The organism is Actinoplanes cyaneus (genome assembly GCF_016862095.1).
Taxonomy (GTDB): Bacteria; Actinomycetota; Actinomycetes; order Mycobacteriales; family Micromonosporaceae; genus Actinoplanes; species Actinoplanes cyaneus.
Genome location: NZ_BOMH01000036.1, coordinates 66166 through 81156, shown reverse-complemented (window position 1 = coordinate 81156; position 14991 = coordinate 66166). Strand labels below are relative to the sequence as shown.

Annotated in this window: 13 protein-coding genes; 8 read left to right on the top strand and 5 right to left on the bottom strand. The window is 70.8% G+C overall.

Annotated elements, in window-relative coordinates; all coding sequences use genetic code 11:
- The first annotated feature begins 2 nt into the window (after positions 1-2).
- From Acy02nite_RS22785 to Acy02nite_RS22770, 4 genes are all read left to right on the top strand, one after another.
- Positions 3-650 (top strand): LppU/SCO3897 family protein, encoded by a 648-nt coding sequence (locus tag Acy02nite_RS22785; protein WP_203743705.1) that lies wholly within the window; start codon positions 3-5, stop codon positions 648-650.
- Between the two features lie 107 nt (positions 651-757).
- A complete protein-coding gene (locus Acy02nite_RS22780) occupies positions 758-1963 on the top strand; it encodes an ATP-binding protein (RefSeq protein WP_203743703.1) in 1206 nt (401 codons plus the stop codon).
- A 27-nt stretch (positions 1964-1990) separates the two neighbouring features.
- A complete protein-coding gene (locus tag Acy02nite_RS22775) occupies positions 1991-2599 on the top strand; it encodes a DoxX family protein (RefSeq protein ID WP_203743701.1) in 609 nt (202 codons plus the stop codon).
- 177 nt (positions 2600-2776) lie between these two features.
- Positions 2777-4129 carry a glycosyltransferase family 87 protein gene (locus Acy02nite_RS22770; RefSeq protein ID WP_239175104.1) on the top strand — a complete coding sequence of 451 codons (1353 nt, stop codon included), beginning with the start codon at positions 2777-2779 and terminating at the stop codon, positions 4127-4129.
- A gap of 536 nt (positions 4130-4665) precedes the next feature.
- Here the strand turns inward: Acy02nite_RS22770 and Acy02nite_RS22765 are convergent.
- From Acy02nite_RS22765 to moaC, 4 genes are read right to left on the bottom strand one after another with little or no spacing between them, the layout of a single operon-like run.
- Positions 4666-5085, bottom strand: a complete 420-nt coding sequence (locus Acy02nite_RS22765; protein WP_203743697.1) for a molybdenum cofactor biosynthesis protein MoaE — start codon at positions 5083-5085, stop codon at positions 4666-4668.
- A complete protein-coding gene (locus Acy02nite_RS22760; RefSeq protein ID WP_203743695.1) occupies positions 5082-6308 on the bottom strand; it encodes a molybdopterin molybdotransferase MoeA in 1227 nt (408 codons plus the stop codon). Before Acy02nite_RS22760 ends, Acy02nite_RS22765 begins: the two co-directional genes overlap by 4 nt.
- 9 nt (positions 6309-6317) lie before the next feature.
- Entirely contained in the window at positions 6318-6815 is a 498-nt protein-coding gene (locus tag Acy02nite_RS22755) for a MogA/MoaB family molybdenum cofactor biosynthesis protein (RefSeq protein ID WP_203743693.1), read from the bottom strand.
- Complete coding sequence (gene moaC, locus Acy02nite_RS22750; protein ID WP_203743691.1) at positions 6788-7279, bottom strand: cyclic pyranopterin monophosphate synthase MoaC; 492 nt, start codon at positions 7277-7279, stop codon at positions 6788-6790. The genes Acy02nite_RS22755 and moaC overlap by 28 nt, the downstream gene beginning before the upstream one ends.
- A gap of 446 nt (positions 7280-7725) precedes the next feature.
- On the opposite strand from moaC, the gene Acy02nite_RS22745 reads away from it, so the two are divergent.
- From Acy02nite_RS22745 to Acy02nite_RS22730, 4 genes are all read left to right on the top strand, one after another.
- Positions 7726-10254 carry a putative bifunctional diguanylate cyclase/phosphodiesterase gene (locus Acy02nite_RS22745; RefSeq protein WP_203743689.1) on the top strand — a complete coding sequence of 843 codons (2529 nt, stop codon included), beginning with the start codon at positions 7726-7728 and terminating at the stop codon, positions 10252-10254.
- Positions 10251-11480 (top strand): glycosyltransferase 87 family protein, encoded by a 1230-nt coding sequence (locus Acy02nite_RS22740; protein ID WP_203743687.1) that lies wholly within the window; start codon positions 10251-10253, stop codon positions 11478-11480. Before Acy02nite_RS22745 ends, Acy02nite_RS22740 begins: the two co-directional genes overlap by 4 nt.
- 23 nt (positions 11481-11503) lie before the next feature.
- Entirely contained in the window at positions 11504-11908 is a 405-nt protein-coding gene (locus Acy02nite_RS22735) for a TFIIB-type zinc ribbon-containing protein (RefSeq protein WP_239175103.1), read from the top strand.
- A gap of 762 nt (positions 11909-12670) precedes the next feature.
- On the top strand, positions 12671-13036 hold the full coding sequence (locus Acy02nite_RS22730) for a YbaB/EbfC family nucleoid-associated protein (RefSeq protein WP_203743685.1): 366 nt from the start codon (positions 12671-12673) through the stop codon (positions 13034-13036).
- A gap of 471 nt (positions 13037-13507) precedes the next feature.
- Here Acy02nite_RS22730 and dnaB read toward each other — a convergent pair whose 3' ends face one another.
- Positions 13508-14941: a replicative DNA helicase gene (gene dnaB, locus Acy02nite_RS22725; protein WP_203743683.1), complete on the bottom strand. Its 1434-nt coding sequence runs from the start codon at positions 14939-14941 to the stop codon at positions 13508-13510.
- Positions 14942-14991: the final 50 nt, after the last annotated feature.

Below are 14991 nucleotides of genomic sequence, written 5' to 3'. Positions count from 1 at the left end.
CGATGTCACACAACGGCCCGTTCTCCGGACCGCCCTGGTCGGATGGGCCATCCTCACCGGACGGTCCGGCCTCTTCGGACAAGTCTGCCTCCGGCGAGCCGTATGCGGAGCCGTCCGATCCCTGGGGTGACAACCGGAGCGATCCGGGCTGGGAGTCGCCGCCGATCCCGCATCAGCAGTTCCCGGCATATCCGTCGGCCGCCCCGGCACCCGCACCGGCGCCGCGCGCGCCCCAACGCGGGGTCGCGGTCGCGGCGCTGATCGCGGTGCTCAGTGTGCTGGTCGGTGGCGGGCTGGCGACCACGGTGTGGTTCCTGCTGGGTCGCAAGGATCAGTCGCAGGCACCGGTCGCCGCGTCGTCCACCGCGGGGAACCTGGCCCGTCCGCAGGCCAGCTCGGACGCGCGTTTCGCCAACCCGGGTCAGTGCGTGCACAACGGCGGCACGAACACCGAGCCGGCGCTGACCATCGTGGCGTGCTCGGAGAACACGTACGAGGTGCTGAAACGCTTCGACGGGCGGACCACCGGCGAGAAGGATGCGGTGGCGAAGTGCTCCAAGGTTCCTGGTTACACCAAGTGGTACTTCTACGACACGGAGTATGACGACGTGGACTTCGTGCTGTGCCTGCGTGAGCACCCCGCAGGCTGACTCTGACCCGCTCTAGCCTTTTCTAGCCAGAATCCTAGACAGCTTTAGAGCGACATATCGAGCGGACTCTAGCGTTGGTCCTAGATGGCCCGATACGGTGCTACGTCATGGATCCGGTGCGGAACCCTTATGCTCCCGGCGCCGGTCAGCGTCCACCCGAGCTGGCCGGGCGCGGCCGTGAGCTGGACGCCTTCGACATCGTGCTGGAACGTGTGGCCCGCGGCCGCCCCGAACGCAGCCTGGTCCTCACCGGCCTGCGCGGCGTCGGCAAGACGGTGCTGCTCAACACCCTGCGCTCGGCGGCGATCGGCCGGCTCTGGGGCACCGGCAAGATCGAGGCTCGGCCGGACCAGTCGTTGCGCCGCCCGGTCTCCGGCGCGCTGCACATGGCGATCCGTGAGCTGGCCCCGCACCACCGCGACCCGGAACGCGTCGACGACGTGCTGGCCGTGCTCAAGGCGTTCGCGCTACGGGCCAACGACAGCGGCTCGAAGCTGCGCGACCGCTGGGCGCCCGGCATCGACGTGCCGCCCGCGCGCGGTCGCGCCGACTCCGGCGACATCGAGATCGATCTGGTCGAGCTCTTCACCGACGCCGCGTCGCTCGCCACCGACGTGGGCACCGGGATCGCCCTGTTCATCGACGAGATGCAGGACCTGAGCGCGACCGACGTGTCCGCGCTCTGCGCCGCCTGCCACGAGCTCTCGCAGCTCGGCGCGCCGCTGATCGTGGTCGGTGCCGGGCTGCCGCATCTGCCGGCGGTGCTGTCAGCCGCCAAGTCGTACTCCGAGCGGCTCTTCCGGTATCAGCGCATCGACCGCCTCGACCGGGACGCGGCCGACCTGGCGCTCGGGGTGCCGGCCGAGCGGGAGGGCGTCGACTACGACCAGGAGGCGCTCGACCTGCTCTACGAGAAGTCGGGCGGATATCCGTACTTCGTACAGGCCTACGGCAAAGCCACCTGGGATCACGCGCCGCAGTCGCCGATCACCGCCGGCGACGTGCGGGTGGCGGCGCCGGAAGCGGAGAGCGAACTGGCAGTCGGCTTCTTCGGCTCGCGCTTCGAACGGGCCACCCCCGCCGAGCGCGAGTACATGCGGGCGATGGCCGCGCTCTCCAACGACCCCGGCAACGACATGGACGCGGCGGTGCCGACCTCGGACATCGCGGTGGCCCTGGGACGCAAGCCGGCCAGCCTGTCACCGGCCCGGGACGCGCTGATCAAGAAGGGGCTCATCTACTCGGGGGAACGGGGCACCGTTGCGTTCACCGTGCCGCACTTCGGCCGTTACCTCCGTACACAGCCGGTGTGATCTCCGCAGGACGGGTATAAGGAATCCATGAAGCCCGTCCGCGCCGCCGCCCGAGCCATGCTCGCCTCGATCTTCGTGATCAGCGGAGTCCGTGTGCTGATCAAACCCGGTGAGGGGCGGGTGCAGGCCGCCCGCCGGGTCACCGACCGGTTCACTCCGCTGCTGGAGAAGACCGACCCCCGCCTGCCCACCGACCCCGAGACGCTGGTCCGGCTCAAGGCCGGGACCGACGTGCTGGCCGGGCTCGCCCTGGCCACCGGCCGGTTCACCCGGCCGGCCGCAGCGGTCCTCGCCGCCGGTCTGCTCCCGACCACCTTCGCCGGGCATCCGTTCTGGGCCGTTCCGAAGGACCGCCGCCCGGATCAGCAGATCCACTTCCTGAAGAACCTGGGTCTGCTCGGCGGCCTGCTGCTGGCAGCGGCCGACACCGAGGGCGAGCCGAGCCTGCGGTATCGGACCACCCACGCGGTCGACCGCGGTCAGCGCTCGCTCAGCCACGCGGTGGACCGGTCGCAGCGGTCGCTCACCCATGCGGTCGATCGCTCGCGGCGCGACATCCGTCGTGCGGTGCGCACCGCCAAGCGCGAGGCGAAGATTGCCGCGCTGTCCGCGACCGCGGCGAGGAAGCTGCCCTGACGCACCCTCTGTGCGCGACCGGAATGCACTAATTGTCCGAATAACAACCTCCGTGCGGCCCCGGCGTTAAAGCCGACGAAAGGCCGCACTAGCTCGTTCCGCCCGGCACCGACCTGCCGCCAAACCCGTGCTGGTGGCAGCCGTGCTGTGCCCGGAGGACGAGACGGGGGTCGAGCCATGCCGGTCATCGAGAGACGCGCGCCTCGCGCTGCCCGGACCAGGTCCGCGCTGGTCACCATCGGCGGCCTGGTCACCCTCGCACTGATCTCGATAAACCTTTCCCGGTACGGCCTGAGCACGCTCGCCGTCACCCATGCGGCAGTGCGGGACTGGCTGGGCGGGGCGGAGCTGTACTCGTACCGCGACCCCTTCAGCCAGGCCGGGGCCGCCCTGCCACCCGCACTCGCCATCCTCCTCGCGCCCCTCGCCCTGCTGCCGTTGAAGGCGGCCGGCTGGCTCCTCGGCCTCACCGGGGTGGTCGCGCTGCTGCTCGCCGCGGCCGCGCTGACCGCCCCGATCGCCCGCCGGTACGGCCGCCGCCGCGCCCCCCTCGCCCTGGTCGCCGCCGCGTTGGCGATGCTCACCGAGCCGGTACGGGCCACGCTCGGTGAAGGCCGGCCGGAGTTGCTGCTGTTCGGGCTGATCGTGGCCGACCTGGTCGCTCTGCGCCGCTCCCTGCGGCACCCCGTGATGCCGCGCTCACCGGACCCGGCCGCTCCCCTGCGCTGGCCCCTGTGGCGCGTCGACGACCCGGTCGTTCCGTTCCGGGACCGCGTCCGGCACGGCTGGCTCGACGGCTCGTGGGCCGGCGTGGGGATCGGTCTGGCGTCGGCGTTCGCTGTCACGCCGGTGTTCTTCCTGGCCGGTCTCTTCGTGCTGCGTCACTGGCGGGCCGCCCTGACCGCGCTCACCACGTGCGTCACCGTGACTCTCGCCGGCCTGCTGTTCGCCCCGCGCGAGACGATCACCTGGTTCGGCAGCACCCTGTGGCAGCTGAACCGGACCGAATCCCTCGACGCCGCCGGCAACCAGGCCCTGGCCGGAGTGCTCGCCCGCCTCGACGGCACCCCGGCGCCGCCCGTCCTGGTGTGGCTCTCGCTGGGCGTGCTGCTGGTGGCCGTGGGCATGATCCGGGCCCGCTCCGCGAGCTACGCCGGGGACGAGGTGACCGCGTTCGTGCTGATCGGGCTGGCCGCCGCGGCCTTCGGGCCGATGACCACCCCGGCCGAGCTGATCTGGCTGGTCCCGGCGCTGCTGGTGCTCGCCGACGCCGCGCTGCGCCGCCGGGCGCCGGCCCGGGGATCACGGCACTCGAGGTTCGTCGACACGTTCCTGGCCGTCTCGGCGATTTGCGGGTACGCCCTGCTGCTCTCCGCCCCCACGACTCTGCTGCCGTGGAACGGCTACGCCTTCGCCCTGATCATCCTGACCAGTACGCTGCCGTGGCGCTCGGCCCCGCTCCCGCCCGCCCAGCCACAACCCCACCGGCATCCAGCCGCCATCCCGGTCCCCCGAGGCTCCCGCCCCTGAACCCTGTCGCCTCCCAGGCCCGACCCGTCTCTCTCCGGTCCCGTGGGCCAGGGCCGCCATTTGGTCCCCACGCCGGGGAACCGCGACCCGCGCACACGCGCACCGCACCCTCACCCTCACCCTCACCGGCACCGGCACCGGCACCGGCACCGGCACCGGCACGGTGAACGACGCGCAGGGCCGGCGACGCGACCTGATCCCCGCGCCAGGCCGCTGCGCGTCTCACCCTCCCGGCTGGCACTCACGGTTGTTTCAAGCCCGGATAACAACCGTGAGCACCAGCCGGGGAACCGCGACCGGCGGGCGAACGGTGAGCGGTGCGCGGGCCGGCGGGGCGAGCTGAGAACTGGCCCGGGCGCGGGGCGGAGTGGGCACGGCGGGGTTGGGGTGACCGTGCCCCGCCACGGAGGCCGCCCTGGAGGGCTTCGCGTTCTGGCCGCGCCAGCGGCCTGCGAAGCCCGCAAGGGTCCCCGCGGGAGCGACGATCCGGACCACAGCGAAGAGGGGACCTGAAGATCTTGAAGTTGATCTTCAGGTCAGGGGCAGTTGACCCACTCTTCTTGACCGTCGGTGAAGACCTGGCGCTTCCAGATCGGGAGGCGGGCCTTGGCCTCGTCGACCAGGCGGCCGCAGGCCTCGAAGGCGGCCGCGCGGTGCGCCGTGCTGACCGCGGCGACCAGAGCCACATCGCCGATCTGCAGCGTGCCGACGCGGTGCGAGACGGCGACGGCGTAGACCGCGGGATCGGCGGCGATCTCCTCGGCGACCTCCTGGAGGACCTTGGCCGCGGAGGGATGGCCCTCATATTCGAGCAGGGTCACGCCGCGGCCGCCGTCGTGGTCACGGACCACGCCCTGGAACGAGACGACCGCTCCGGCTCGCGGGTCGGCGACGGCGGCCTCATGGGCGGCGAGGTCCAGCGGGGTATCGAGGACCTCGGCGAGGATGACGGTCATGTGCGCTCTCCGGGCAGCAACGGGAGGGGCAGGAACGGGACTGCGTCGCCGGCTGCGACCTTGACGCCGGGGCGGACGACCACGAAACCGTGAGCGTTCGCCAGGCCGCGGAGCATGGCCGAGCCGACGTGACCGACCGGCGTGGCGACCCGGCCGGCCGGGTCGAGAGCGGCCAGCGCGAGATGCGTGTCACGGCCGCGACCGGGGATCGGCGTGGCGGCCTCGACCAGGGGCAGGTCGGCACGGAACGGACGGCCCGCCAGGCCCGCGAGCAGCGGCGCGACGAGACTGACCAGGGCGATCACGGCGGACTGCGGGTTGCCTGGGAGGCCGGCGAGGAAACGGGGGCGGCCGTCCGGGCCGGGCACGCGGGCGAGGAGCATGGGGAAACCGGGGCGGACGCCGACGGTGTTCACCACATAGTCCGCGCGGAGCTCGGTCAGTGACGGGTGCAGGTGGTCGACCGGGCCGTGCATGGTGCCGCCGGTGGTGCAGACCACGTCGGAGGTCTCGAGGGCCGTGCGGATCGCGTCGAGGTGCGCGTCCAGAGTGTCCTTGACCGGGCCGATGACCGAGGTCACCGTGGCGCCGCTGCGGCGCAGCCAGGAGGGGACCTGCGGGCCGAGCGAGTCGCGGACCCGGCCGCCGCCGGGCGAGCCCTCGGTGAGCAGCTCGTCGCCGAAGACGAGCAGGGCCGCGCGGGGCTGCGGGCGGACGGTCAGGAACTCGTGTCCGCACGTCGCGGCGACGCCGATGACCGCCGGGTCGACCGGGGTGCCGGCCGGGAACAACTCCTCGCCGAGCGTGGCCTCCTCACCGGGCAGGCGCCACTCCGGGTTGGGCCGCGGAACGCCGGTGACCAGGCCCTCCGCGTCGATGGTGGACTCCTCGACGCGGATCAGCGCGGCGGCACCCTCGGGCACCATGGCGCCGGTGGCGATCTCGACGCACGTGCCGTCGCCGGTGAGCGGCGGCGGGGTGCCGCCGGCCAGCACCTGACCGACGCGCCGCCACGGGCCGTCACCGCGGACCGCCCAGCCGTCGATGCTCGAGGTGGGAAACGCCGGCAGGGCGGTGCGGGCGCGCAACGGCTCGGCCAGGGTGCGGCCGTCACCGTCTGGCAGCGGGACCTGCTCGGTGCCGGCGCAGGCGGCGCGACCGGCCTGGTAGGCCAGCTCGCGGGCCTGCTCCCAGCCGACCGGGGTGTTCTCGTCAGCGCTCACCCGTCGAGCCTAATGGTCCCCGCCGCGGATCTGATCGACCGTGTGGGAGAGCAGTGGTCCCAGGATCGCGAGTCCGTCCTTCGCACCGCCGGTCGAGCCGGGCAGGTTGACGATCAGGGTGCGGCCGGCGACCCCGGCGAGACCGCGGGACAGGGCGGCGGCGGGAACCTTGTCGCGGCTGTACGCGCGGATCGCCTCGGCGATGCCCGGAATCTCGAAGTCGAGCAGGCCGCGGGTCGCCTCCGGGGTGCGGTCGGTCGGGGTGACCCCGGTTCCGCCGCTGGTCAGAACGACGTCGACGCCGTCGGCGATCGCGGACCGGAGCGCTTCGGCGACCGGGTCACCGTCCGGGACGACGATCGGATCGTCCACTTCGCACCCGAGGTCGCGCAGGCCGGCGACGAGGCGGGGACCACTGGTGTCGGCGTAGACGCCGGCCGCCGCGCGGTTCGACGCGACGACGACGCGCGCCCGGATGGTCACGGGCGGTCCTCCGGGCGTACCCAATCGCCGGTCTTCCCGCCTTCTTTTCGCAGAACGCGCACCGCGTCGAGGCTCGCGGCCGGGTCCACCGCCTTGATCATGTCGATCATCGCGAGGCCGGCCGTCGCGACGGCGGTCAGCGCCTCCATCTCGACGCCGGTGCGGTCCGCCGTCTTCGTGATCGCCGTGATCTCCACCACGTCGTTGCCGAGCACCAGCTCGACCTTGACGCCGTGCAGCCCGATCGGGTGACAGAGGGGGATCAGATCGGGGGTCCGTTTGGCGCCCATGATCCCGGCGAGGCGGGCCACCGCCAGGGCGTCACCCTTCGGCAGGTCGTCGGCCCGGAGCAACTCGATCACCTCGGGGGTGGTGCGGACCCGGCCGGCGGCGACGGCACGCCGGTCGCTCACCGCCTTCGCGGACACGTCGACCATCCGGGCGGCGCCGGTCTCGTCGACATGCGTCAACTGCGTCTCCTGGGGCATACCGGGAGCTTATAGAGCGATCGGGGGAGCCGCGTTCGCATCCGGGCCGGATCCGCTTCACACTTTGTCCACACCGGCTTCGTAAGGTTCCGGTACTGGCCAGAGCCGTTGCGCAGGCAATGAAAATTGTATTCGGGACCGCATTTTCATTGCATTCAGTTGTCATTCGGAAACTGTCCGTGAGCACCGCCGATGCTCTCATCGCAATCTGCGCATACCGACACGATATGCTGGAAAACGGCATGATCGCGGCCTAACGTTCTGCCCTGTCGCGACACACCACAGGCGACGGTCGGCAGACCGGAGCGAACTTCGGCAACGGGTGAGGAGAAGTGCCATGCGCAACAACGAGTGGGGCTGAAAAAGACAGGGATGCGCGAAACGGCGCATATGAATAGCCTTGAACCCTGAGCTATCGCTCAGTTGCGTTCGGCGACGAGGACATCATGTCTGAGACCGGCACCAACGACGACAAGACCGATCAGCGGCTCCGGCTGCTTGTCGGTCTCGTCGTCATGTTGGCGGCCGGTGCCGCCGCGTTGTGGGCCGTCTACGCCGTCCGCGTCCCGGACCCGCGACCCCCGGCCCTCGTGCTCGTCCTGCTCTGCGCCGCGGTGATCGCCACCAACCGCCTGCGGGTCTACGTCCGGGTCAGGTCCAGCACCTTCGGCACCACCTGGGGTGAAGTGCCGGTGCTCGTCGGCCTGGTCCTGCTGCCACCCGTCTGGGTGTTGCTCTGTGCGGCGGTCGCCCAGGCCGTGCTGCGCACCGCGATCCGGGCCGGCGCCCGCAAGACGGCGTTCTCGGTCGCCAAGGAGGCGCTCACCGTCAGCGCCGCAGCGGCCGTCTTCCTGGCCTTCGGCATCCGCCCTCACCTGACCACGCCGGACCTCCCGGTGGCCGCGCTGGTCGTGGGCCTGCTGGCATACGCCCTGGTCGATGACGTGGTCTTCGCGCCGATCCTGGCGATGAACTCGCAACTGAGCATCGGGTGGGCCCTCCGGCAGAACCTGGTTGGCAAGATCATCAGCCACCTCGGCCAGATGATCGCCTGCCTGATCGTGCTCTGGGTGCTCGCCACCGACGCGAACGTGATGCTTCTGCTGGTCGTTCCGCTCGTTGTGGCTTGCATGCACCTCTGGCAGTCGCGCACCACCCGGACGAGGCAGGAGCGCGAATCCTGGCAACGCCTGGCCAAGGCCACTGACGAGCTGAACGCGGTCGACCTCGATCAGGTGCTGCACTCCGCGACGACCCGCGCGGCGCAGATCTTCTCGGCGGCCGAGGCCGCGATCGACCTCACCGCCGGCGGCGCCGACCGGACGGTCCGGGCGACCGAGTCCCAGGTGCTCTCCGACAGTGCGCTGGTCCGGGGCACGCCCACGCCCGGCGAGACCACAGTGGATCTTCGTGCGCACGACGGCGGCATGCGGGTCGGCGTGCTGCGGCTGCGATTCGGCGGCACGGTCCGGCTCACCGAGGTCGAGCAGTACAAACTGCGCACCTTCGCGTCGGCCGTCTGCACGGCGATCCGCAACGCGCAGGCGTACGCCGAACTGGCGCGCATCGCCGCGGAGAACGAGCACGCCGCCACCCACGATCCGCTCACCGGTCTGCCGAACCGGCGTCAGCTCTACGAACGCGCCGGCCGCCTGTTCACCGACACCGGTCACGACGGGCTGGTCGCGCTGCTGCTCATCGACCTGAACCACTTCAAAGAGGTCAACGACACCCTCGGGCACGCGGCCGGGGACGACGTGCTGCGCGAGGTGGCGCGACGGCTGAGCGGCGCGGCGGAGGCCGGCGATCTGGTCGCCCGGCTCGGCGGCGACGAGTTCGCGGTGCTGCTCGCCGGTCTGCCCACCCCGGCGCTGGCCGGGCACCGGGCGGCCGCGATGCTCAGCGCGCTCGAGCCGGAGATCGACGTCGACGGCATGCTGATCACCGTCGAGGCGGCCGGCGGCATCGCGTTGGCGGCCGGCGCGGGCAGCGTCGAGGAGCTGATGCGGCGCGCCGACATAGCGATGTACCAGGCTAAACGTGCCGGCGAGCCGACCACGATCTACGCACACGCGCGGGACACGGCCGACGTCGACCGGCTGATGATCACCGGTGAGCTGCGGCGCGCGATCAACGAGCACGAGTTCACGGTGGACTTCCAGCCGATCGTCGACCTGGGCACCGGCGAAGTGCTCGCGGCCGAGGCGCTGGCCCGATGGAAACACGCGGACCAGGGAGATCTCACCCCGCTGCAGTTCCTGGAGGCGGTGGAACGCTCCGGGCAGCTGCCGACCTTCGCCGACGCGGTGCTGGAGGAGTCGCTGCTCGCCATGCAGACCTGGCGGGCGGCCGGTTTCGACCTGCCGGTCGCGGTCAACGTGTCGCCGCGCAGCCTGCTCGACCCGAGCTTCCCGGCGGCGGTGCTGGCCCGGCTGGAACACCACGACGTGTCACCCGCACAGCTGATCCTGGAGCTGACCGAGTCACTCACGATCAGCCAGATCGACGTGGTGGAGCAGACCCTCGCGGAGCTGCGCGACGCCGGCGTGCGGCTCGCCGTCGACGACTTCGGGACCGGCGTCTCCTCGCTCTCGGTGCTCTCCCGGATCCCGGTGCACGAACTCAAGATCGATCGGGAGTTCGTGGCGGCGGTGGAGACCTCGGCGGAGGCCGCGGCGGTCGTCCGGACGACGGTCGACCTCGCCCGCAACCTGCACCTGACGGTGGTTGCCGAGGGGGTCGACAGCGAGCCGCAGCGGCGGGCGTTGTGGGAGCTCGGATGCCTCGCCGGTCAGGGGCGCCTGTTCGCCCGGCCGCTGTCGGCGGCCCGGTTCGTCGGAACGCTGCAGCGTGGCTCCGGCGGCCGTCCGGGCGTGCTCGCGTCGGCGCTGCACGAGGTGGGCGCGGTGGTGCGGATGCCGGCCCGGCGAGCTGCCGGAGCAGGGAGATCCTCTCTGCCACACTTGCCCGCGTGACCAAACCCGCCGGCAGACTCACGGTCGATCTCGGGCTGTACCTGATCTCCGCGGTGTTCGCGTTGGTCACCGGGCTGACCTCCACGCTGCTGCCGCACCGGGCCTGGGGCCTGATCGCCTGGTGGGGATACCTGGCTGCCACCCTGCTGGTGCTCGTCCAACTTCTCGCGCGGCACGTCTCCGGTGATCGTTTCCGGGCTTGGCTGGCCTGGTCGACCTGGGCGGCCGTGGCCTTGGTGCCACTGGTCGTCGAGGCGGTGCAGCGAGCCGGTGGGCGCACCGATCGCGCACAGGAGGAAGTCCTCGTCGTCGAGGCGATGGGGAAGTCGCTGGTCGAGCACGGTACGCCGTATCTGAGCCGCGCCGACATCGCCGCGCTCCCGCTCGACGAGCGGCTGATGGGCTACCGGCCGTACCAGCCCGGCATGGCGGTCTTCGGGCTTCCGCGGGCGTTCGCCGGTGACCATTGGTGGACAGACGCGCGGGTCTGGTTCGCGATCACCGCGGTGCTCGCGGTGGGCTCGGCGGTCGCTCTGCTGCGTTCTTCACACCCGTTTCCCGTACGGGCGATTCAGGCGGCCACCGTGCTGCCGGTGACCGCGCTGACGCTGGCAACGGGCGGGGACGACATCCCGGTACTGGCGCTGTGCCTGCTCGCGCTGGCCCTCGCCGCCACCGGACGGTTCGGCTGGGCCGGAGTCGCGGTCGGAGTCGCCGCTGCCGCGAAACTGTTCGCCTTCCCGGTCGTCGCCGTGCTCGCCGTTCTCGCCCTGGTCACCGGGCACGGCCGCCGCTACCTGCCGTTCGCTGTCGGGTTGCCGGTGCTCGCGCTGGTCCCGCCACTGCTGGTGAACGCGGACTCGCTGGTGGAGAACGTGCTGCGGTTCCCGCTCGGGCACGGCCTGGTCACCAGCCCGGCGCAGTCCCCGTTCCCCGGTTACCTGATCGCGCAGAACCTCCCGGGCGGGCACATCCTCGCGTCCGTCCTGCTCGGTGCGGCGGCTCTGGTGATCGCCTGGCTGCTGCTGCGCCGCCCGCCTCGCGACGCCGGGACCGCAGCGCTGTTCTGCGGGTGGGGACTGCTCGCGGCGATCCTGCTGATGCCGACCACCCGGTTCGGCTACCTGCTCTACCCAGCGGCGTTCCTGGTCTGGGCACCGGCACTCCGGGCACAGGTTTCCCAGCCGGCACAGCAGATGCACAGGTTCTTCCGCCCCACGGCATGACATCGCCTTGTACCGTCAATGGAATGCAGATGACCTGTCCCAAGTGCCACGGCGAGATGCGGGTCTACGAGCGCAGCGGCGTCACGATCGATCAGTGCACCGAATGCCGCGGCATCTTCCTGGACCGTGGCGAGCTGGAAAAGCTCTTCGCGGCCGAGGCCACTTACAACCGCGCGCCGTCGGCTCCCGGGCCTGCCGCCCACACGCCGCCGCCCCCGCCTGCCCCACACGGTGGGCACGGATACGTTCCGCCGCCCCCGCCGCCGCCGGCCTACGGCGCTCCGATGCACCAGGCTCCGGCTGCCCACTACCCGCCGCCGGCCGCGCACTACCCGCCGGCGCCGCACTACGGGCACCACGGCCACTACCGGCAGCAGCACCACGGGCACTACCGGCGTCGCGGGTTCCTGCACGACCTCTTCGACTGATCGTTCCTGATCGCGGGGCGGTCCGGCCTGCCGTCTGACGGCTCGCTCATTTGCTGACGATTGCGGGGTCCACCTCGGCCGGCTTGCGCCGGTGGGGGTGGGCCCCGCGTGCTGTCTCCGCCGGGTTGCAGCGCCACCGCTGAATCGCAGCGCCACCACCGAGTCGCAGCGCCACCACCGAGTCGCAGCGCCACCACCGAGTCGCAGCGCCACCACTGAATCGCAGCGCCATCCCCGGATTGTGGCTCCACCGCCGGATCGCGGCTTCACCCGCACCGGTTGGTGCGGCCACCCTGATCACCGAGGCGTCCCTGCACCATTCGGATCTTGTCGTCGGCTGATCGGCAGCGTCACAACCGGCCGAATCGCCGATAGACGTGGCGCTCGCCACTTTTGGCGGTCTACTCGGTGATACTCGTCCGCCCGCGAGTTGGGACGGCCGCGAGACGTTACCGATGTGCACCGGCCGGAGGCCCTTGACCGAGAGCGACCACGTTCGCCTCGAACCGTGGGCTGCCGATCGTCCGCCCTTCGGCACCGCTAGCAGCGGCAACTGACCTTCACTGACTCGCCTCCGCGCGCTCGGCAGTGGCGTTGATCACGCTCAGTGACCACTATTCGGAGTCGATCGGTCACATAAGAGTGAACTATTTCGATAGCTCTCTCTTTTCGTTCGCGTTACGAAGTCATTGGAATACGCAACGTCGCGGATCTTGGGTATTGTCACGTCGCTCCCTGTAGCAGCAAACGGAGGAAGAAACCGTGACTGAAACTGCTGATCGCGCGGCGAATCAGGCGCTGCGCAACGATCTCGAGAACGTCTACGGCCGCTATGAGGAACTACGCTCCGGAGTGGACGAACTGCAGCGCAGCCTCGCCACCATGCAGGTGAGCGCCGCCTCCGCGGATGGCGCCGTCCACGCCACGGTGAACGCCGACGGCGACCTCGTCGGCCTGCGCCTCGACCAGCAGGCGTGCCGCCAGTGGAACGTCGACACGCTGGCCCGCGTGATCGTGGAGACGGTCCAGCACGCCGCCGCCGGCAAGCACCGCCAGGTCGAGCAACTGGTGGCCGCTCACCAGCAGCCGGACGAAGCTCCGGCCCCGTTCCACCACGAAGCCGCCTGACCACGCTCGTCCCGGTCGGCAACTGCCTGACCACGGGTCGGCAACTGCCTGACCACGCTGCTCGACCCATTCCGACGCTGCCCGAGCCGCCTTGCCGACGAACGATCTGATCCGTTCCTCGCAAGCCGCCCGCCGCGGCGGCGCCGGACCGAAGCCCCAGGCCACGCCGGGCGGGGGCCGCGGCCAAAAGCTGCGACCCGGCGTGCCAACCGCTTCTCACCGGCACCGACGATCCAGCGGACGTGCCGATGGACAACGGCCGCGAACAGCCCGGCGGGTAGCGCCGCAGACGGCCGCGAACAGCCCGGCGGGTAACGCCGCAGACGGCCGCGAACAGCCCGGCGATCGTGTTCCGTGGCGAACCGCCAGTGTGCTCACCACCGACCTCAGCGCTGCCCCTCGCCGCCATGTTCCGGAGTCGCTCCCGGGTGACGAGCCTGTCCAGCGGCAGGGCGAGCAGCCCACCCGTTTCTAGATGGCCATGTCCACAAAGCGGGACAGGTGCAGCTGCGCCGCCACAGTGATCGTGTCGGTCGGACCGTTACGGTGCTTGGCCACGATGAAGTCGGCCTCTCCCGCCCGCGGCGACTCCTTGTCGTAGTAGTCGTCACGGTGAAGCAGGATCACGACGTCGGCGTCCTGCTCGATCGAGCCGGACTCACGCAGGTCGGAGAGCTGGGGCCGTTTGTCGGTGCGCTGCTCGGGACCACGGTTCAGCTGGCTCACGCCGATCACCGGGCACTCGATCTCCTTCGCCAGGAGCTTGAGGCCACGGGACAGCTCGGAGACCTCCTGCTGGCGGCTTTCCGTCTTCTTCGGCGAGGACATCAGCTGGAGGTAGTCGATGACCAGCATCTTCAGGTTGTGCCGCTGTTTGAGGCGGCGGGCCTTGGCGCGGATCTCCATCAGGTTCATGTTCGGCGTGTCGTCGACGAAGATCGGCGCCTCGCTGATCTCGCCCATGCGCCGGGCCAGCTTGGTCCAGTCGTCGTCGGAGAGCTGGCCGGACCGGAGGGTGTGCAGCGGGACCCGCGCCTCGGCGGAGAGCAGCCGCATCACCATCTCGATCTTGCTCATTTCCAGGGAGAAGATGGCGCTGGCGCAGCCGTGCCGGATCGCCGCGTTGCGGGCGAAGTCCATGCTCGCGGTCGACTTACCGAGACCGGGACGGCCGGCCACGATGATCAGCTGACCCGGATGCAGACCGTTGAGCAGCCGGTCCAGGTCGGCGAAGCCGGTCGGGACGCCACTCATCACGCCGCCGGCCGCGCCGACCGCCTCGATCTCGTCGAGCGTCGGCTGGAGCATGTCGCCGAGGGCCGCGAAGTCCTCGCTGACCCGTTTCTCGGTGACGTCGTAGATGGCCTGCTGGGCCAGGTCGACGATGTCGTCTACGTCGCGGCCGCCGTTGCCGCCCGCGCCGTAGCCCAACTGCGTGATCTTGGTGCCGGCCTCGACCAGGCGGCGCAGGATCGCGCGCTCGGAGACGATCCGCGCGTAGTAGGAGGCGTTGGCCGCGGTCGGCACGCTCTCGATCAGCGTGTGCAGGTAGGGAACACCACCGACGCGCTGCAGGTCACCACTGTCGGCCAGGGCCGCGGCGACGGTCAGGGCGTCGGCCGGCTCACCCCGCCCGTACAGATCGAGGATGACGTCGTAGACAGTGGCGTGGATCGGCCGGTAGAAGTCGTTGGTCTTGAGGATCTCGACGACGTCGGCGATCGCGTCCTTGGACAGCAGCATGCCGCCCAGCACGCCCTGCTCGGCCGCGACGTCCTGCGGGGGCGTCTTGTCGAACCGTCCCTCGTTCGGCCCCTCGGAACGACCGAAGCCGTTGCTCTGGGGTCCCCCGGACGGCTGAGATGGAGGACGCGGATCCGGCCGTGCGTCGTCGGTGATCGACACCGGGACATCCCCCCTCAATGACCATGCCGCCATCACGATCGAACCACTCT

Bases quoted from the DNA above. Each gene is read 5' to 3' on its own strand.
- moaC (WP_203743691.1), bottom strand. From the start codon at position 7,279: ATGCCCCAGGAGACGCAGTTGACGCATGTCGACGAGACCGGCGCCGCC.
- Acy02nite_RS22775 (WP_203743701.1), top strand. From the start codon at position 1,991: ATGAAGCCCGTCCGCGCCGCCGCCCGAGCCATGCTCGCCTCGATCTTC.
- Acy02nite_RS22765 (WP_203743697.1), bottom strand. From the start codon at position 5,085: ATGACCGTCATCCTCGCCGAGGTCCTCGATACCCCGCTGGACCTCGCC.
- Acy02nite_RS22745 (WP_203743689.1), top strand. From the start codon at position 7,726: ATGTCTGAGACCGGCACCAACGACGACAAGACCGATCAGCGGCTCCGG.
- Acy02nite_RS22780 (WP_203743703.1), top strand. From the start codon at position 758: ATGGATCCGGTGCGGAACCCTTATGCTCCCGGCGCCGGTCAGCGTCCA.
- Acy02nite_RS22770 (WP_239175104.1), top strand. From the start codon at position 2,777: ATGCCGGTCATCGAGAGACGCGCGCCTCGCGCTGCCCGGACCAGGTCC.
- Acy02nite_RS22785 (WP_203743705.1), top strand. From the start codon at position 3: ATGTCACACAACGGCCCGTTCTCCGGACCGCCCTGGTCGGATGGGCCA.
- Acy02nite_RS22735 (WP_239175103.1), top strand. From the start codon at position 11,504: ATGCAGATGACCTGTCCCAAGTGCCACGGCGAGATGCGGGTCTACGAG.